At 49.6% G+C, this 19692-nt stretch carries 13 protein-coding genes; 11 read left to right on the top strand and 2 right to left on the bottom strand.

Features of this window, described 5'->3' with window-relative positions; all coding sequences use genetic code 11:
• Positions 1 to 5: 5 nt before the first annotated feature.
• The 7 genes from B7992_RS12230 to B7992_RS12200 all read left to right on the top strand — a co-directional run bounded on the left by B7992_RS12230 (position 6) and on the right by B7992_RS12200 (position 11255).
• Positions 6 to 1004: an ABC transporter ATP-binding protein gene (locus B7992_RS12230; RefSeq protein WP_073161445.1), complete on the top strand. Its 999-nt coding sequence runs from the start codon at positions 6 to 8 to the stop codon at positions 1002 to 1004.
• Positions 994 to 1806: an ABC transporter ATP-binding protein gene (locus B7992_RS12225; protein ID WP_073161444.1), complete on the top strand. Its 813-nt coding sequence runs from the start codon at positions 994 to 996 to the stop codon at positions 1804 to 1806. The genes B7992_RS12230 and B7992_RS12225 overlap by 11 nt, the downstream gene beginning before the upstream one ends.
• Positions 1807 to 1997: 191 nt before the next feature.
• Positions 1998 to 3800, top strand: a complete 1803-nt coding sequence (locus tag B7992_RS12220; protein WP_088666406.1) for a glycoside hydrolase family 9 protein — start codon at positions 1998 to 2000, stop codon at positions 3798 to 3800.
• A gap of 183 nt (positions 3801 to 3983) precedes the next feature.
• A complete protein-coding gene (locus B7992_RS12215) occupies positions 3984 to 4550 on the top strand; it encodes a hypothetical protein (RefSeq protein WP_073161442.1) in 567 nt (188 codons plus the stop codon).
• Positions 4551 to 4726: 176 nt separating this feature from the next.
• Entirely contained in the window at positions 4727 to 7459 is a 2733-nt protein-coding gene (locus B7992_RS12210; protein ID WP_088666405.1) for a beta-L-arabinofuranosidase domain-containing protein, read from the top strand.
• Positions 7460 to 7549: 90 nt separating this feature from the next.
• Positions 7550 to 9391 (top strand): DUF4832 domain-containing protein, encoded by a 1842-nt coding sequence (locus tag B7992_RS12205; protein ID WP_088666404.1) that lies wholly within the window; start codon positions 7550 to 7552, stop codon positions 9389 to 9391.
• Positions 9392 to 9425: 34 nt separating this feature from the next.
• A complete protein-coding gene (locus B7992_RS12200; RefSeq protein WP_088666403.1) occupies positions 9426 to 11255 on the top strand; it encodes a glycoside hydrolase family 44 protein in 1830 nt (609 codons plus the stop codon).
• 116 nt (positions 11256 to 11371) lie between these two features.
• On the opposite strand, the gene rpe is transcribed toward B7992_RS12200, so the two are convergent.
• A complete protein-coding gene (gene rpe / locus B7992_RS12195) occupies positions 11372 to 12019 on the bottom strand; it encodes a ribulose-phosphate 3-epimerase (protein WP_073161461.1) in 648 nt (215 codons plus the stop codon).
• Between the two features lie 137 nt (positions 12020 to 12156).
• On the opposite strand from rpe, the gene B7992_RS12190 reads away from it, so the two are divergent.
• From B7992_RS12190 to lysA, 4 genes are all read left to right on the top strand, one after another.
• Positions 12157 to 12663, top strand: coding sequence for a glycoside hydrolase (locus B7992_RS12190; RefSeq protein ID WP_073238411.1), 507 nt, complete (start codon positions 12157 to 12159; stop codon positions 12661 to 12663).
• 184 nt (positions 12664 to 12847) lie between these two features.
• Positions 12848 to 15754 carry a CotH kinase family protein gene (locus B7992_RS12185; protein ID WP_141100460.1) on the top strand — a complete coding sequence of 969 codons (2907 nt, stop codon included), beginning with the start codon at positions 12848 to 12850 and terminating at the stop codon, positions 15752 to 15754.
• Between the two features lie 71 nt (positions 15755 to 15825).
• The gene (locus tag B7992_RS12180; protein ID WP_073287160.1) at positions 15826 to 16494 is read left to right on the top strand and encodes a fibrobacter succinogenes major paralogous domain-containing protein; all 669 of its coding nucleotides are present in this window, start codon (positions 15826 to 15828) and stop codon (positions 16492 to 16494) included.
• Positions 16495 to 16712: 218 nt separating this feature from the next.
• A complete protein-coding gene (gene lysA / locus B7992_RS12175; RefSeq protein WP_088666401.1) occupies positions 16713 to 17975 on the top strand; it encodes a diaminopimelate decarboxylase in 1263 nt (420 codons plus the stop codon).
• 122 nt (positions 17976 to 18097) lie between these two features.
• Here lysA and B7992_RS12170 read toward each other — a convergent pair whose 3' ends face one another.
• On the bottom strand, positions 18098 to 19324 hold the full coding sequence (locus tag B7992_RS12170) for a LamG-like jellyroll fold domain-containing protein (protein ID WP_088666400.1): 1227 nt from the start codon (positions 19322 to 19324) through the stop codon (positions 18098 to 18100).
• Positions 19325 to 19692 lie beyond the last annotated feature (368 nt).

The raw sequence follows: 19692 nt of genomic DNA, 5'->3' as shown, positions 1-19692 counted from the left end.
TAACAATGTCTGAAAATGTATTTGAAGTAGAAAACCTCGGCCTCTATTACTTGGGTCGTTTTGGCGACAAGACCCACGCTGTTACCGACGTGTCCTTCTCTATGAAGAAGGGTGAAATCCTCGGTATCGCTGGTGAATCTGGTTGCGGTAAGTCCACTCTCGTGTCTGGCCTTATGGGCATGTGCATTCCGCCGCTGTACCCCGAAAAGGGTGACGTCCGCGTGAAGCACGGCGACAAGATGGAATCCCTCATGAACCGTTCTCTCGAAGACGTGCGCGCCAACGTTTTGGCTCAGCAGGTCTCCATGATTCCTCAGGGTGCATTCAACGCCCTGAACCCGGTTCGTAAGATCAAGGACATCGCTGCCGACGTGATCGCTGCTCACCAGCAGCCCGGCAAGAAGCTGGACCAGAAGGAAATCTACGCTCGTCTCCGTGAACGTTTCGACCTGTTCGGCATGGACACTGACCGCGTTCTGAATTCTTACCCCATCCAGCTGACCGCAGGCGAACGCCAGCGTTCCGTGATCGGTATTTCTACCCTTCTGAACCCCCAGATGGTGATTGCTGACGAACCTACTTCCGCTCTGGACGTTTCTACCCAGAAGGAAGTGATCTCCATGATCTTCGACCTTCTCGATAAGGGTATCTTCAGCACCATGATCTTCATTACCCACGAACTTCCGCTGCTCTATCATGTGGCCGACAATATCGCCATTATGTATGCCGGCGAAATCGTGGAATACGGTACTGCCGAACAGATCGTTAAGGATCCTCGTCACCCGTATACCCAGGCTTTGATGGGCGCTATGCTCTCTACCGAAGCTTCTCAGCGTACCCGCCATCCTGAAGCTATCGAAGGTGCTCCTCCTAGCCTCAAGAACAAGATTGTGGGTTGCCGCTTTGCTCCCCGCTGCAAGAAGGCCTGCCCGGATTGCAAGAAGAACACTCAAGAAATCCGCATTGTCGGCGATCGTCAAGTGAGGTGCGATTATGCTAAGTGATAAGCCCGTTGTATTTTCTGCCAAGCGTATTAGCAAGGACTTCGGTGCCGGTAAGAACCTGAAGACTGCCGTGAAGGATGTTTCCTTCGACATTTATGACGAAGAATTCATCTCTATCGTGGGCGGTTCCGGTTGCGGTAAGTCCGTTCTCGCCAAGATCATGCTTGGTCTGTACGAACCCACTCGCGGTCAGTTCCTCTATCGCGACAAGCCCATCAAGAACCTGAAGGACCACTGGAACGAAGTCCAGTCTGTGTTCCAGGATCCGTTTGGCTGCTTCAACCAGTTCTTTACCATCCGCTCTCAGCTCGAAGACGCTCTGAACATCCTGAAGGATAAGCCCTCCAAGGAAGAAGTCCGTCGTCGCGTTGACGAAGGCCTGATGGCTGTGAACGTCAAGCCCGAAGATATCGAAGGCAAGTATCCCTTCGAACTTTCCGGTGGTCAGATGCAGCGTATGCTCCTTGCCCGTATCTTCGCTCTTCGCCCGAAGGTGTTGATTGCTGACGAAGCTACCTCCATGGTGGACGCCTGCGTTCGTGCAAACATCCTTGACTATCTTCGTAAGTTGAAAGACGAACTGAAGATGACCGTGATCTTCGTGACTCACGATATCGGTCTTGCCAACTACGTTTCCGACCGTATCTTCATCATGAACGAAGGTAAGATCGTGAACCAGGGTACTCCTGCAGAAGTTCTGGACAACACCAGCGAACCGCACACCCTGAAGCTGCTTGACGATATTCCTGAAGTCCACAAGACTGAATGGATCAAGAACAGCAAGCGTTCTAAGAAGGGCTAGTTCCTACTAGAACTTTGAAACGTCCCGGTTCCATGGAAATGGAGCCGGGGCTTTTTTTATCCAGTTTGCGGGACCTGTCTGACGTCCACCCATAAAAAGCATTCCTAATAGGAATAATTTGTTTTCTCTTGAAAACGCAAATGTGGCGAGAGGTTATTACAAACGCTTTTTTTATAAGTATATTGAGCAATATGAGAACGTGTAATCTTGTATTGTCTGTCCTGGGTGCCGGTGCCCTTGCAAGCGCTTTTGCCGGCCCTCTTCTGATTAACCAGCTGGGTTTTACCCCCAATTCCGAAAAGTTGGCCATTGTGCCGGGCAGCGATGCCAACGAACTTGAGGTTCGCGACTTGAACGGAAAGACCGTTTTGACCATGGAAGCCCCTATGGTCTATGACTGGGAATTCAGCGGGGAAGAAGTCCAGACCTATGATTTTTCTGCAGTGAAGACTCCGGGTACCTACCGCCTTTATCGCGGTGGCGAGTATCTGGGTAACCCCATCGTGATCGGCGATCGCGTTTATGAAGAGTTGGCCAAGGGTGCCATCAAGTGGTTCTATTACCAGCGTGCCAGCATGCCTATCGAGGCTCAGTACGGTGGAAAGTGGGTTCGTGCTGCTGGCCATCCTGACGATAAGGTGATTGTTTACGGTACCGATGAACGTACCGCTGCCGGTTACCAGAAGTCCGTGGGCAAGAAGCATCCCAAGGCTGGCAAGAATGTGGTTATCAATTCTTCCAAGGGTTGGTACGATGCCGGTGACTACGGCAAGTATGTGGTGAATTCTGGCATTACCGTGTTCACCTTGCTGCAGCTTTATGAAAATTTCCCCACCTACATGGACTCCCTCACCTGGAACATTCCCCGTGAGTTGAAGAACATGCCCCTGATTCTTGAAGAGGTCAAGTATAATCTGGACTGGATGCTGACCATGCAGGACGAAGACGGCGGCGTGTACCACAAGGTGACTACCTTGATGTTCGGCGGATCCGTGATGCCCGAAAAGGATGGCGCTCCCCGTTATGCCATTATCAAGAACGTGACCGCAACTCTGGACTTTGCCGCAGTGATGGCTCAGGCCAGCGTGGTGTACAAGAAGTTTGACGCCGCTTATGCGGATCAGTGCCTGAAGGCTGCCGAAAAGGCATACGCCTGGGCCAAGAAGAATCCCAAGGCTTTTTACAAGCAGCCTGATGACGTTCAGACTGGTAGCTACGCTCCCGGTGATGAAAACGGCAAGGATGAATTCCGCTGGGCGGCAACCGAACTGTACCGCGCCAAGGTGGTGGCTGGCCAGAAGGACAAGGCTGCAAGTGGCTATCTGGCTGACTTGAAGGCTAACAAGTTTACTCCCGATGGCGCCTGGTGGGGCAACGTGAATATGCTTGCCGCTTTCCGCGTGGCCATGGACGGTGCCACTTTCGGTGCTGACTTGAACAAGGCTGCCAAGAAGGTGGTGATGGATGAGGCCAACAACCTCCGTGCCGTGGGCGATACCAGCGGTTACCATCTGCCGGCATTCCCCTGGAGCTGGAACTGGGGCTCCAACAGTGCAATGGCCAACAACGCCATGGTGCTGCTCCACGCCTACTATCTGACTGGCGACAAGAGCTATGTGGATGGCGCCCAGCAGGTTCTGGACTACCTGCTCGGAAAGAACCCCATGGAAATTTCCTATGTGACCGGTTTCGGTTATCGCAGTGCCCGCAATCCTCACCACCGTCCTAGCGAAGGTGACTTTGTAGACGATCCGGTGCCTGGCATGCTGGTGGGTGGCCCGCACCTTGGCAAGCAGGATATTAACCTGGATGGCAAGGAATCCTGGAAGTGCGAAAACTATGCCGCTGCCGACAAGCCGGCCCTGGCCTACATCGACAACCGTTGCAGCTACGCAACCAACGAAGTGGCCATTAACTGGAACGCTCCCCTGGCTTATGTGGCTGGCGCCTTGCAGGCTATTTACTTGAATATTGCTAATACTCCCGCCAAGTAATTTTACTTATTGGTCGCGCGCGGGATAGCGCGAAAACTTTGAAAGGGACCTCGCCAAGGCGGGGTCTTTTTTATTGTAGAGAATATCTTCTTTTATTTGCAACATTCGTATATTTAAAACGTCAGATTAATGAATATGGCTTGCGGAAAACCCTCTATTAAAAAATCAACAAGTCCAAGGATTATGGAATTGGCGGTTGGAGCGATAGTTATGAATGTCCGAAGTATTAGTATTGTAATTTTCTTTTGCATAGTTATATCGTTTGCTGAAGGCGATTCCCTTTCAAATGATGTCTTTGGCGAGTATTGCCTTGTCAAAGATGAGAAAAATGTGTGGAACCTAGAAAAATATAAAGAAAACAAGCCTTTCCTTTTTTCATATATTCGTTGTTCTTATACAGGTTTGTATGGCGTTTTTATTTCTGATCCTTGGTCTTCATTTGGTGTTCCTATGGGATCATCCTCGTTTGATAAGAATAAGCCTTCTAAATGTTCTAATAAGTTTTCTTTTGATAGAGAGTATATTTTTGCAAATGAATTTAAAGTAGAACAAACAAAAGAGTGGGCGAACGAAATTGCTGGTTTGCAAAATAAATTTCACGATTTGGATTGGAAAGTTACTTACGACTCAAATTATGTTCGCCTCAATACATCGGGAACTGCCAAAATTTATATTTCCGGCTTCTGTACCGAGGAACAGCTGAAAATGATTCAGGAACGGAAGGCGGATAAATTGTACAATAGGAAATAGTTTTGATTATTATTTTGAGCCTCGCTTTTGCGAGGCCTTTTTGCGTTGTACGGCTATTGCAATAATTGCAAAACTGTTTGCTATAGGGGGGTGAATATAGGCCCTTTTCGGACGTAATTTTTAGGGTGGGGAAGTTCCCTTGGTGTGTGTACGTAGAATAATATGAGGGACAAATTATGTTCGGAGTTGGTTTTCGCGGAAAGGCTCGCGTAGTTGCCTTATCGCTTGGGATTGCGGCCTTTGCTGCAAATTTTGGTTTTGCACAGGATCAGCTTTACACGGAAATGTTTCCGCTGTCGGCTGTGAAACTTCTGGATGGTCCTTTGAAGGATCGTCAGGAATTGAATGGCGAAACCCTTCTGGCTTACGATACGGATAAACTGATTGCGCCTTTCTACGAAGAGGCGGGCATGAAGCCTAAGGCAACCAAGTTTAGCAACTGGGCTGGTTTGGATGGCCATGTTCTGGGGCACTACTTGAGCGCCTTGGCTATGCATTATGCGGCTACCGGCGATACGGAAATCAAGAAGCGCATGGAATATGTGGTGGATGAACTGGAAATCATCCAAAAGCAGAATTCCAAGGACGCAAACTTTGTAGGCTACATCAGTGGCGTTCCCAACGGAAAGTCCATGTGGCTCAAATTCAAGAACGGCGATGCCGGCGCACAGAACGGCTATTGGGTCCCTTGGTACAATATTCACAAGACTTATGCGGGTTTGCGTGATGCCTGGATGTACGGTGGCGTGACTCGTGCCAAGGATATGTTCCTCGCTTTGTGCGACTGGGGTATTACCATTACTAATGGCCTGAATGATTCCAAGATGGAATCCATGATGGGCACGGAATACGGCGGTATGAATGAAGTGTACGCCGACGCTTACGAAATTACCAAGAATTCCAAGTACCTGGATGCGGCCAAGAAGTGGTCCCATAAGTGGCTGTTGAATGCCATGGCTTCGGGTAATGACAACTTGAGCAATCGTCATGCCAATACCCAGGTGCCGAAAGTGGTGGGCTTTGCCCGTGTGGCAGAATTGAGCGGCGACAAGACTTATAAGGCGGGCGCTGAAACCTTCTGGGATATTGTGGTGAACAAGCGCAGTATCGCCATTGGCGGTAACAGTATTTCTGAACACTTCCCGGAATATGACAAGTACAACAAGTACATCGAGGAACGTGAAGGGCCTGAATCCTGCAATACTTACAATATGCTGAAGCTGACGGAACGCCTGTTCCATATGACTCCCAGCGCCAAGTATGCGGACTTCTATGAACGTGCCTTGTTCAACCATATTTTGTCTACAATTCATCCTACTCACGGTGGCTACTGCTACTTTACTCCGGCACGCCCCCGCCATTACCGCGTTTACTCCAAGGTGAATGCGGGCATGTGGTGCTGCGTTGGCTCCGGCATGGAAAACCCGGGTAAGTATGCCCAGTTTATCTACACCAAGGAAAATGACGCGCTGTACGTGAATTTGTATGCAGCGACGGAATTGAACTGGAAAGAAAAGGGAATTAAGATTAAGCAGGAGACTGCGTTCCCCAAGGGTGAGGTGTCGAAATTTACCGTGAGCGGCGCCGGCAGTTTCAAGATGATGCTGCGTCATCCTTACTGGGTGAAGGCCGACGAATTCAAGGTTGTGGTGAATGGCGATACTGTGGTAACCAAGTCTGACGCGTCCAGCTATGTTTCTGCTGGTACTGTAAAGGCTGGCGACGTGGTGGAAGTTATTTACCCCATGCATACTCATATCGAGGAACTTCGCGGCATGAGCGATTACGTGGCGCTGCTTCACGGTCCTATTGTGCTGAGTGCCAAGACGGGAACGGAAGGCCTTAGCGGTCTCGTGGCTGATGATGGCCGCTGGAGCCACATTGCAGGTGGCGCCTTGCAGTCTCTGGATGGAGCTCCCATGCTTGCCAGTGAAAAGGCTGACATTCCCTCTAAGTTGACCCCCGTAAAGGGCGAACCCTTGCACTTCAAGGCTCCTTACTTGTTTGCCGCCCAGAAGGATGCTAACCTGTTGCTGGAGCCGTTCTACGAAGTTCATGATGCTCGTTACATGATGTATTGGATGGTGATGACGGATCCTGCCGTTCTTGAAAAGCTGAAGAAGGAACAGGAAGAAGCCTTGGCTCTTGATGAAAAGACGGTAGACAAGGTGGCCCCTGGCGAACAGCAGCCCGAGGCGGATCATCGCATGAAGAACGAAAATTCTTCTACCGGGACTCATCAGGGTGAATTCTACCGTGATGCAGGCCAGTGCTCTGGCGGCGATGGCGGATTCATTAGCTACGAGCTGGAAACCAACAGCGAAGATTCTTTGGACCTGATGGTGCGTTACTGGGGTAACGAAGGTTGCAACCGCGCCTTTGACATCATGATCGATGACAAGAAACTTGCCAGCGAAAACATTTCCAACAAGTGGAAGAAGGATGAATTCGTTAATGTGAAGTATCCCATTCCCGATGAAATGGTGAAGGGCAAGAAGGTGATTACCGTAAAGTTCCAGGCAAGCACCGGCATGGTGGGCGGGATCTTCGGAGTGCGCCTGTTGCGTAACAAGCCGAAGCCGGAACCTGTTGTAGAAGATACGACCAAGACGGATTCTACCTTGGCTGTTCGCCCCGCTGCTGGTGTCGCTGCCGCTGTAGCCAAGTTCCGTGCCCGCGCCAGCCAGAACATCTTGCAACTGGAAGCAGGCGCCCCCCTGCAGGGCAACGTTTCGCTGAAGATTTACTCTATGGATGGCCGAGTGGTGCAGGCTCATGTGCTGAAGGCCGGCGAATCCTCCTTCAACGTGGATATTAGCGCTGTGGAGAACGGAACCTACATTTTGCGCCTGATGCAGAATGGTGCGGTTTACGCCAATACCATTTTCAGCAAGAAGGGCGGAATCTAGCGGACTAAAAATTTGGTTATGGGAGGGCACCTGGCGCAAGCTGGGTGCCTTTTCATTTTTTTGAGATTATATTATGGGGTGGAGGAAAACATGTTCAGGAAGAGTGTTTTAGGTTTTGCTTTTTTAGTAGGTTGCGTTTTTGCGCAGACTCCTTCGCAGGCTGCTTCGCCGGCAGCGTCGCCGGATCCGTCGTCGGTTAATGCGGGTCTGGTGCTTCAGGATTTGGACTACACGGACCATCTGCAGACATTGCCTAATTACGACCGTGGTTTTTATTATTCCCAGGCCCTCCATGTTAAGGTGGAAGGTTCCAAGCCTATTGAAAAGCCATACGGTAAGCTGGTTCACCTTCGTGCAGACCTTGCGGAATTCAGCAGCCGCGCCTGGCTGACGATTGATACCACCGGGGGCCGGCGCGATACCACATGGGGCAAGTCCCAGGATTTGACGGAAGATGCATTGAATGTCTTGCAGACGTCTTTCGATAACATTCGCAAGTATGGTAGCAAGGTCATCGTCCGTTTCTGTTACGACCCGTGGTTTGATGGGCACTCCAACACTACCGCGGAACACGAGTGGGTGCTGCGCCACATTGAACAGCTGGCCCCGCTTCTGACAAAGAACGTCGACATCATCGTGGCTCTTGAAATGGGCATGCACGGCGCTTTCGGTGAAATGCATTCCGATACGACGATTACTTACCCGCAAGTTGCGGAGGCTGTGAACAAGATGCTGCGCCTGACTCCGCCGGAGCTTAAGATTCTCACCCGCACGGGGAATTACTCTGCCGCAGTTCTTGGCTTTGAAAACTGGGGCGTTGATTTCAACATCGACAGCGATGTGTTCAAGAAGATTGCCGAGGCCAAGGGCGATACCATGTACCGCGTAGGAATGTTCAACGATGGCTACCTGGGGACGCAATACGATTACGGAACCTGGGGTGCGGATTGCAAGACTTCCATCTGCCGCGAGGAAGGCGTTGCCTGGCTGGAAAAGTACAGCATCAATACGCCCTACGGTGGCGAGGCTGTAGAAACCGCCAGCGGTTACCAGGTCATCAACACTCCGGAATTTTTGGCCCACGAAGGTTTCCGCACTCACACCAGCTACCTGAATCTTCACTGGAACGATAAAGTCATTGCTCGCTGGAAGGCCGCCCACTTTGCAGGCAAGGATTACGAATATGACGGCTCCAAGATTGATACGCTGACCGGCTTCAAGTACATTGAAGATCATCTAGGTTATCGCCTTGTTCTGCGGGAATCCTGTTTGCCGGATACTGTTGGAACCAGCAAGACTTTGCGTGCAAAATTGAAAATCCAGAACGTTGGCTTTGGAAACTTGACCCATGAAATGAAAACTTCTCTGGTGCTGAAGTGGGAAGCTCCTGAATGGCATTGTCCTTATACGGATCCCCGAATTGACTGTACGCAGCCCGAATTTTATGGCCAAACTTTGTATCAAGAGATTCCGTTGGATTCTGTAATTGATTTCCGGAATGCGCATAGCCGAACGATTACAGTGAATGGCGGTGATACAATTACCTCTTTTGATGGAACGAATGATTTGCGCATTGTTGCGACGTTGAAAAATGTGTCCGAAATGCCCAACGGAGAGTGGAAAGCCTTTTTGAAAATTGTGAATTCTGGGGATAGCGTAAATCAAAGTATTCACTTTGCCAATGATCCTAAATATTTCGAATCGTCGAGTGTGGGCAATTACATCGGTAGCTTTGTGTACGATAGTCGAAAAACCGAGAGTATTGACGTTAAGTTCAGAACTCGCGGCGAAGCGAAGTTGCAAACCCGCGTGGAACGCGCCGACCAGAAAATCCAGGTCCGCGATGGTCGCAGTCGTTCAAACGCACTTGGCAAAAAACGCGACGGGTCTGGCGATAAGCTGTTCCGTGCGAATGGAAAAGCCGTGAAATAAAAGTCGGGTGGCGCCGACAAAAAAAGGTGGTGTTATGAAAAAGTTGTTTGGGTTTGCGGGAAGTTTGGTTCCTGTGCTTTCTCTGGTGGCGTTCCTCGGAACTTCTGCCCAGGCGGAGATTTCTGTAATGGTGGATGCGTCCGCCGGCGTCAAGAAAATTTCCCCTTACCTCTATGGCCGAAACATTGATAAGGTCAGCGCCGATAGCGCCCGCCTTAGTGATGAGGACAAGACTTCCATCAAGACGATGAACGAAGCCGGCATCCGTTTTATTCGTGCAAACTACGGCAACAATTCTACCCGCTACAACTGGCGAAAAAAGTTGACCGTTCATCCGGACTGGTACAACAACGTGAATGCCGTAGACTGGGACATTACCGCCAAGAAGATTCTGGATAACATGCCTCAAGCAGATGCCATGTATGCTTTCCAGCTGACAGGTTATGCGGCCGCCACCAACGAATACAACTTTGCAGATTGGACTTTCTACAAGGCTCACAATGATACCTGGGCCAAGGCAACCCTTGACTTGGCTGGCGGTGGCGAAGTTGCCGACGATGGAGAGACTCTCATCAAGGCTGGTGATTACAGCTTGTATTGCGAGCCTTGGCCCGCCGATTCCACTGTTGGAATTATTGACCACTGGGCAAGAGAATTGAAGTACGACATGTCCAGACTTCAGTATTGGAGCATGGACAATGAAATGGAAATCTGGAACGGTACCCACGGAGATTTGCCGCTGGATATGGATCCGGATTTCTTGGTGGAACGCTATGTTGACGTAGCCAAGAAGGCCCGCACCGTTTGGCCCGAAATCAAGTTGACGGGTCCTGTGGTAGCCAATGAATGGCAGTGGTGTACTACGGGTGCGTCTGAAGGCAAGTCCGGCCTGGGCAAAGGCGAAGACCGTAATTATTGCTGGCTTGAATACTTTATCAAGCGCCTTGCCGAAGAACAGAAAAAGTCTGGCGTCCGTATGCTTGACGTGTTTGACATGCACTGGTATCCCTCGGAAAAGACTTACGCAGAACGTGTCAATTGGCACCGAGTTTTCTTTGATACCACCTACAATTATTCCGGCGCTAACGGCATTAAGCTGGTGAATGGAAAATGGGATAACAACCAGACCAAGGAATATATTTTCGAACGTGTGAATGGTTGGCTGGATCAGTACTTCGGTAAAGGTCACGGCATTACCTTGGGCCTTACCGAAACTTCCATTATTGACGAGAAAGATCCCATGACCACGGCGATTTCCTATGCATCCTGGCTTGGAACCTTTATGGATCACGGTGTGGAAATTTTCACTCCCTGGACATGGGGCGATGGCATGTACGAAGTACTGCACCTCTTTAGTCGCTATAACGGGGAATTCCGAGTGCAGTCTGAATCCAGCAACGATTCCTTGCTTTCCGCCTATTCCTCTGTAAGCAACGCAAGAGATTCCATGACGGTGATTCTTGTGAACCGCGCAGAAAAGGATGCACAAAGCGTGACCTTGAATGTGAAGGGCTTGAAGAATGTGGGTGCTTCTGCAGAAACTTTGACATTGGCTGGAATCAGCGGCGAGACTTTTGTTTCTCACGAAAGCAATGCATTGAAGAAGGGGACCGCAACAGTTTCCGCGGCTGTTGACGGTGCTGGTACAGTGGCTCTCGAAGTGCCTGCAAAGTCCATTGTGGCGGTTCGCTTGACTGCTGATGCGGGCGAAGTGATTGAGGCTATTGCAAAACCCATTGTGCGGAACGATCGTCGCCACAATAACCTGCCTATGATTTTCCGCGATGATTACCAAATCAAGGTTCGTGGCGGTGAACACTTCGACAATAAAATTTTCCGTGTGAATGGAAAAGTGGTGAAGTAAAAAAGTCAACGATGGATTTAATAATAAATGCCCCGGCACAAAAGTGTCGGGGCTTAATGCTTTTTGGATCCTTCGGTCACTGCGTTCCCTCAGGATGACGCGGACGATACAAAAAATTAGCCGTTGACGAGTTTCACGAACTCTCTGCAGACTTCTTCGGGATTGGGCTTGCCAAAAATTGCGGAACCCACCACGAAGACGTTGGCGCCGGCTTCCTTGCAAGCTAGGATGTTGTCCAGCTTGACGCCGCCATCGATCTGGATGTCAAGTTCCGGTTTCATCTGGCGAAGTTCGCGGATCTTGTCCAGGCAATAGGGGATGAGGCTCTGGCCGCCGAAACCCGGATTCACGGACATGACGAGGACCATGTCAACGATGTCCAGCACATGCTTGATGTTAGAAAGCGGGGTTGCGGGGTTGATGGCCACAGCGGGCTTTACGCCAAGTTCTGCAATCTGGTGCAGCAAGCGGTCCAGATGGTTAGTGGTTTCGGCGTGCACACTGATGAGGTGTGCGCCGGCCTTAGCAAATTCAGCCACGTAGTTTTCGGGGTTGGCAATCATCAGGTGGCAATCCAGGGGGAGGCTGGTGCCCTTCTTGACGCAGGCGGAAATGCCCGGGCCAAAGCTGATGTTGGGGACGAAATGACCGTCCATGATATCCAGGTGAACGAGGCCTGCGCCGCCGTTTTCGATAGCCTTGAGGCCGTTACCCAGTTCCAAAAAGTTTGCGTTCAATACGCTAGGTGCGATAATCTGCTTCATGAATTGCAAGTTAGAAATTTTGCCAAGGACTCGCAAGACCATGTAACGGCTTGGCATGGAATTTGCAAACAAACATTAGACGGATAAATTACATTTTACTATCTTTACGCTTAAATAAAAACCAAGGAGAAAATAAAATGTCTAAAGGTACTAAGACCGTAGTTGCAAAGCCGGCTGCCAAGAAGGCTGCTGCTAAACCCGCTGCAAAGGCTGCCACCAAGGCCGCAAAGCCCGCCGAAAAGAAGCCCGCTGTAAAGGCCGAAGAAAAGGTTGTTGCTAAGAAGGCTCCTGCAAAGGCTGCCGCTAAGCCTGCAGCAAAGGCTGCTACTAAGGTTGCAAAGCCCGCTGCCGAAAAGAAGACTGTTGCCAAGGCCGCTCCCAAGGCTCCCGCCAAGGCTGCAAAGAAGTCTGCCGCTCCCAAGAAGGTTACTCAGGAAGTCGTTGCTGACTGTCCGCTGGCTACCACCGTTTCTATCGCAGGTACCTTCAACAACTGGATGGTTGATGTGGACATGCTGAAGAAGGACAAGAAGACTGGTCTCTGGAAGATCAAGCTGGAACTTGTTCCGGGCGATTATGAATACAAGTTTGTTTGCGACGGTGAAAACTGGGACGTAGGCGACAACAAGATCATGCACGTTTAATTTGCTGATTTTACAAATTGCGTTTGAGAAGGTTCCTCTAAGGAGGGGCCTTTTCATTTTTAGGTTAGAATGCCTGGATTATTGGGAAAGTTTCTTTGTTGGGTAGAATTTTCTTTGCGGTAAAGAATTAGATTCTCTATGGAGAAATTTTAAACAAGTGTGGGTAGAGAATATTGTGAAGGGAATGAAGTTCTTTTTTGCGGGAATTTTGGGCGCGTTGGCTCTGAATCTTGGGGCTTGCGGCTCTGACGATAAAAGTTCCACGGCTCCGATGGATGAATTGTCATCGGGTTCTGAAGATTATTTGTTTTCGTCAGGTGAGGAAAATTCTAACGGTTTAGTTTCCGGTTCTTCAGATTCGTCGGTTGATTCGTTGGCGGGAACATCTTCAAATTCCTTGACAAGTTCCGCAGAGGACTTGTCGGCAGGTTCCGCGACGGACCCTACGGCAGACACGGTTGTTGCGCTGAAAAATCCTCCGGTCATCTTTACCGAAGTGGACCTTGTGAATTTGTCTTACAAGGATGAAGAAGGTGGTGACGCCGGTTGGGTGGAAGTTTATAATCCAGCAGATACGGCGGTAAACTTGAAGGGTTATTATCTGACCAACTCCAAGGCGGAACAGACCAAGTTCCAGTTTGGCAATGTGGTAGTTCTGCCAAAGTCCCACATGATTGTTTACCTGTCTGGGAGAAACTTGCCGGACTATGTGGCGCCCCATGATACTGTCAATCTTTTGAGTTCCTATTGTGAAGGGGAAACGGATGCGGTAAATTATCCTGGTCGTGGTGCCAGCGAAATAAAACCTTTGGATGGTGCGTCCGATTTTTGCTTTGTGGAAAATGGAGTGAATAGAGCCGGCGCCCAGATGATTCCCGTGAAGTCAACTCTGGGTTATTACGTTTTGTCATTGACCATCGGCTCGACGAACGAGGGTAGGGTTCCTGTGGATCTTTCCAAGGCAAATCAGTTTCAGCTGAAAGCTTATATCCCCAAGGATCACGAAGTCTACTTCAAGATTTTGCAGAAGGGTTTCCGCGAAATTAAAAGCTGGAACAAGATGCTGGTGGGAACGGGAGATTCCAACACGGTTTATTCCATTAGGCCGCCTCTTCATTCTGACTATCCCAACCTAGCTGAAATTACGGGTCTTCGCCTGGACAAGGATTATCACGATTCTCTTGCTACAGTTATTAAGGTTTTCAGTTATATCGCCTATAGCCGCGGAAACGAACCTCACGCCAATTTCAAGTCCAAGAAGGATGGTGGTTCTCTCTATTTGTTCAATGGCGAAAAACAGCTTGTGGATTCCGTGATGTATCCGGCGGCTGTTATCGGAAAAACTTGGTCCCGAGAAATTGCGGCAGTCAATGGTGTGGTCGTCGGCGCAGTTACCAGTACCTCCGCGAAGTGGGGCTTCGCAAATGCAACGCCTTATGGTGAAACTGTAGGCGCTGTGGAAAATGCTCCCCAAACTGTGAAAACAGAATTCCCTAACTCCGGTTTTTATTCTGCGCCTTTCTCTATTGCCTTTGGAACTGATGATGAAATCCGCTGCGAAAAGGGCGGTACTGTTCCCACAGCAACGAGCCCGCTGATGGTTACTAGTTTGAAGATTGATACCACCACGGTTTTGCGCTGTGCTACTTTTGAAAACGGTGCTGTTCCTGGTAACGTCATTAACCGCACTTATGTTTTTGAAGACCAGCCTACGGTCGCTTCCGTATTTATTACTGGCGATCCGCTGCAGATGTTCCATGCCGATTCCGGCTTGTTCATGAATGAAAATTTCTGGGGCGACAAGGAAATTCCTGTGAACATTGAATTGCTGGAAGCCGGTCAAAAGGTGAGCGGCTTCAGCGAGAACGCAGGTCTTGCTATTAGCGGTAACGCCACCCGAACTTGGGCGAAGAAATCTGTGGAAATTACCTTCCGCGAAAAGTACGGAAAGAATAAACTGGATTATGTGCTGTTCCCGGAATTTCCCGACTTGAAAAAATTCAAGAGCTTCAAACTGCGCAACAACGGAAACAACTATCACTTTGATTACATCCGCGATATGTTGGCTTCCTCCATTACGGAAGGCCTGGGCATTGATTATCAGCATGGCCGCGCCTCCATTGTTTTCTATAACGGGGAATACTACGGCATTCATAACATTCGCGAATCCTCCAACAAGAATTATTACCTGGCCAAGTACAATCTGGACGGGGACCAGGTGGACATCTTGAATAGTTCCGCTGAATCTATCACAGGCTCCCCGGTGGATTTCATTGCGCTGACCAACTTCTTGCTTACTAAGACCATGACTGATGAAGATGTGGCCACTGTGAATGAGCAGATGGATTTGAATAATTTCATCAACTACTATGCTGCAGAAATATTTGCAAACAATCGCGACTGGCCCGGCAACAATCGCAAGGTTTGGCGTGGCAGCAATCCCAAGACTCCCTGGAAGTGGTTCATGTACGATACGGATATGGCCTTTGACAACTCCCAGACTGATAAACAGGAAAACTTGAAGGGCAATATTTTTGAATTCGTGACTGCCGCAAATTCTGGCTGGCCCAACAATCCTGAATTCACTCAGCACTTGCGCATGCTGCTGAAGAATGAAAATTTCAAGGCCGCGTTCATCAACCAGATAGCCGCCATTCTTTGCATGAACTTTAGCGCTGAACGCGTCGTTGCCCGCATGGAAAAACTGAAGGCCGCCATTGCCGCCGAAGTAGCCCGCGATCAAAAACGCTGGAGCAAGAACGTGGCTACTATGACGGAACATGAAGGCAGAATCAAGACCTTTGCCACCACCCGCCAGGATGTGGTCCGCAACGAAATGAAGGAACATTTTGCCTTGGGCGAAATGGTGGACGTGACTCTCGCAAGTTCTGGCAATGGCAATGTGCAGGTTCATTACTTGCCGTTGGATAAATCCTCACTGAAGATCAAGTTCTTCAAGGGTACGCCCGTGACGCTTACTGCTGTGCCGAAGGATGGCGGAATATTCATAGGCTGGAGTGATGGCGTCAAGGACGCAACTCGCACCATTGATCCTGAAGACGGCTTGAAGATAACTGCGAACTTTAAGTAGGTCGCTTGACACTTTTGTTGCCATCTTTGAAAAAAAAATTGTAGAATAGTGACTGCAAAAAAGGAGTTTTTATGAAGAATATTTTTGCAAGAATGGGTGTCGCTGTTTTGGTTTCTGCCATGGCTTTTGCATTGAATGCCTGCGGCAGCGATTCGGGTTCCTCGGCAGGAGACGATCCTGGCACTTCCAATGGTAACGTAGAAACCAGTTCCATGATTGATTCCAGAGATGGTCAGAAGTATAAGACCGTAAAGATTGGAAAGATGGTCTGGATGGCGGAAAATATGAATTACAAGACTGCGGCCAGCAAGTGCTATGACGACAAGTCTGAAAACTGCGAAAAGTATGGACGCCTGTATACTTGGAATGACGCCATGAATGCTTGTCCCGGTGGCTGGCATTTGCCTAACAAGGATGAATTTGAAGGTTTGAGAACATTGGCAGGCCAGACTGCCGAAGATATTGAAAAGGCTGGTGTGGTGCTGAAGTCCAAATCGGGTTGGGCAGAGAATGGCAACGGTACGGACGACTTCGGTTTTGGCGCGCTGCCTGCTGGTGATTACGACGGCATTGATGATGGTCTTTTTGACGATGAGGGCAAACGAACTCGCTTTTGGTCTTCTACGGAGGAATCTAGCGGCAACGGGTATTATCTGCGTTTGGGGTACAACTCTGATAACGCCAGCATAAACAGTAGTGACAAGAGAAATGGTCTATCAGTTCGCTGCGTGAAGGACTAGTTTTTATTTGCAGTGTTTCTGTTAGGGACCGCAGTGGCGTAGCCATTCGAACGGGTTTACGTTTTTTGTAAGGCGTTCCCAGAACCCGGTTGAACGAAAAACGCCGGAGGCGTTTATAGCGCAAGGGCCCGGCTGGCGCGAGCCAGCAACAGCCAAAAAAATATTCTAAATTTCGCGCTGTAATTTAATGAGGCGCGCCGCGCCAGAAAAGGGAAAACATGAAGAACACTAATATCCCCGAAGAACAGTTTGTGAAGGCTGCCGCTCAGTTCGGCACCCCGCTTTGGATTTACGACCGCGCAACAATCGAACAGCGTTGCAAGGAAGTGAAGGTTTTTGATAACGTGCGTTTTGCCCAGAAGGCTTGCCCCAACCTCAGCGTGATCTCCCTGGTCCGCAAGCAGGGTTGCGTGGTGGATGCTGTGAGCGCCGGTGAAATTGTCCGCGCTCTCAAGGCCGGCTACAAGGGCGGCTGCGAAAAGGGTAAGGTTCCCGAAATCGTTTACACTGCCGACATCTTCGACAAGGACGCCCTGGAACTGGTGAAGGAACACAACATCGCTGTGAACGTTGGCTCTCCCGACATGATCCAGCAGCTGGCTGATGCCGGCGTGAAGTCCGAACTGACCATCCGCGTGAACCCGGGTTTCGGTCATGGTCATTCCCGCAAGACCAACACTGGTGGCGATCTTTCCAAGCACGGCATTTGGCACGAACAGATCAAGGACTGCGTGAAGCTGGCTCAGGCAAATGGCATGTGGATTACTGGTCTGCACATGCACATCGGTTCCGGTTCTGACTTTGAACATTTGGCTTCTGTTGCTGAAGCTATGTGCGACGCAAGCCGTCGTCTCGGTTCTCACCTGCGCACCATCAGCGCCGGCGGTGGTCTTCCTATCGAATACCACGAAGAGAACAAGGGCCCGCATATCGACATGGCTGCCTACTATGGCATTTGGGATGGTGCCCGCAAGAAGATTCAGCAGAGCATCGGTCACGACGTTCATCTGGAAGTGGAACCGGGTCGCTACCTGGTTGCAGAAAGCGGCTACCTCATGGCTGAAATCCGCGCTGTCAAGAAGCAGGGCGACAATCTGTTCTACATCGTTGACGCTGGCTTTACCGACCTGGTTCGCCCCAGCTTCTACGGTTCCTACCATCAGATTTCCGTGATTGCCCGCGATGGTCGCGAGCTGAACGAAACTGTGGACGCTGTTGTTGGCGGCCCCCTCTGCGAATCCGGTGACGTGTTCACTCAGGAAGAAGGAGGCTTCGTCGTGACTCGCAAGCTCCCCAAGGCCAAGGTGGGCGACCTCCTGGTTCTCCACGATGCTGGCGCTTACGGTGCTGCAATGTCCAGCAACTACAACAGCCGTCGTTACGCTGCCGAAGTGATGTACACCAACGGCGAAATGAAGGTTGTCCGCGAACGTCAGACGTTTGAGCAGATGTTGCAGAACGACAAGATTATCGAATTCTAAGTTTGCGATTCCTGCGGGAATCACGTGACTCAATGAAAATCAAAAAAAGCCGGCGATTAATTTCGTCGGCTTTTTTGTGTGGGGATTTCACCTTGGTGAGTTTCCCTTTTTGTTTGCTTTGTTTATTCGAAATCGTAAAGTAACTGGGAAGTTACTCTTATGTTGTCGAAGGAACCTTTTACCATGAAATTGGATACGCCGCTTATACCCGTCATGCAGCATGTGTTCTTGTAGCCGATGTAGAGGTCGTTGCGTGCTCGGAATGATGGACTGTAACCGTAAGGGTCCATGATGTAGGCCAGTTGTTTGCCGTTCAGGAATATGGCTGTTTTTGTTCCGTCCCACTGGCCGGCGATTTTATTCCAGCCGTCCTCAAATACAACTGGGGCGGAAACATAGTCATATCGATCGCTTCCATTCTTGAAGAAGAAAAGCTTGCTTTCGCTGACAACAAAAGTTAATCGTCCTTCGTTGTTTCCCACCAGAGCGCTTCTTTTGTAGTCAAAGTTTTCGCCGGGTTTGAAATAGAATTCGATGGTTCCCTGGGGGAGGGTGTCTTCCATGGCGATGGGCAGCTGGACGTTCTTGTTCACGAGCGTCAAAGCCTTTCCTGTATAGCCGTTCTCAAGTGTTCCACTTTCCCAAGTATAATCGCCTTCGAAATCTTCAAAGTATTCCAATGAATAGAGTGATGAGGAACTTGAACTAATGAATTCCGAGCTGCTGGATACGGCGTTGTAGTAAACTGTATTGGATGAATTTACGGACAAATTCATAGAAGAACTGGAACTGCATTCTATGCTGCTGCTTGACTGCTCGTATTCAATTTGGGTGGAGTGTTCCGGTTCGGTGGAGGTGAGGGCGTCGCTTTTGATGTAGCTGATTGTTCCAGCCTCTTTCTTGCAGAGACAATTGGGGATGTTCCAAATGCCCATGTCGCTAATGACTGCGATGTAGGCCGCGTCGGTTCCCAGCTTGAAGGTGCAAGCGTAGGCGTCGCTGGAAGAATGGACGGAGTAGATTTCGTAGGTCCCGTGACTATCCTGGATGGTTATGTCGAACCGGTTTTTCTGTTCGTTGTATTTGACCTTTGTACAGGTGGCGCCGTAGTAATCCAGGAAATAGCTTGTGCGATCGCATACAAAAGTCTTTAGATAGGTGTTATCCGATAGACCCTCTTCCCAGTAGGCACTTTCGTCAACGTTGTATTCTTCGTTGCAAGTTTCAAGGGGCGATTTGGATGGAGCCTCGATTGCGAAGTCTGCGTTGCTCTCTGAATCGCTGCAACTAGCCAGGTTCAACATGAAAAATGCGGCTGTTGTTGCCAAAGCGTGGTGCTTAAGCTGCATGAATCCTCCTAATTTTGGTGCCAAATTTAGAATTTTCGAGTTTTTTAGAAGATGGGGTGGAATAATGAAATGAAAAAATGGGGATAGTCGGGCATTCAAGCGCTAACCTGGAGAAAATAAATGTGGATAGAATGTTAATAAACTGTAGTTTTTGTGGATTAAAAACAGTTATCTTTGAAAAATCGCAAAAAAAGTGAATTTTTTTGCAGAAACGCCCTTGACATTCATCCAGAAAATTCTATAATTGGCCTCACCTCCGAACGAGACAGCCGAAACGCTGAAACGGACGGAAGCGAGAACCCGAGAGGCTCTCGAGAAGATTGAAGGAATCGGAGATGTGCTTAGTGACGGCCCAAGAAATTTCTTGG

The organism is Fibrobacter sp. UWH1, from assembly GCF_002210365.1.
Lineage (GTDB): Bacteria > Fibrobacterota > Fibrobacteria > Fibrobacterales > Fibrobacteraceae > Fibrobacter.
This window is presented reverse-complemented; position numbering and strand designations above follow the sequence as displayed.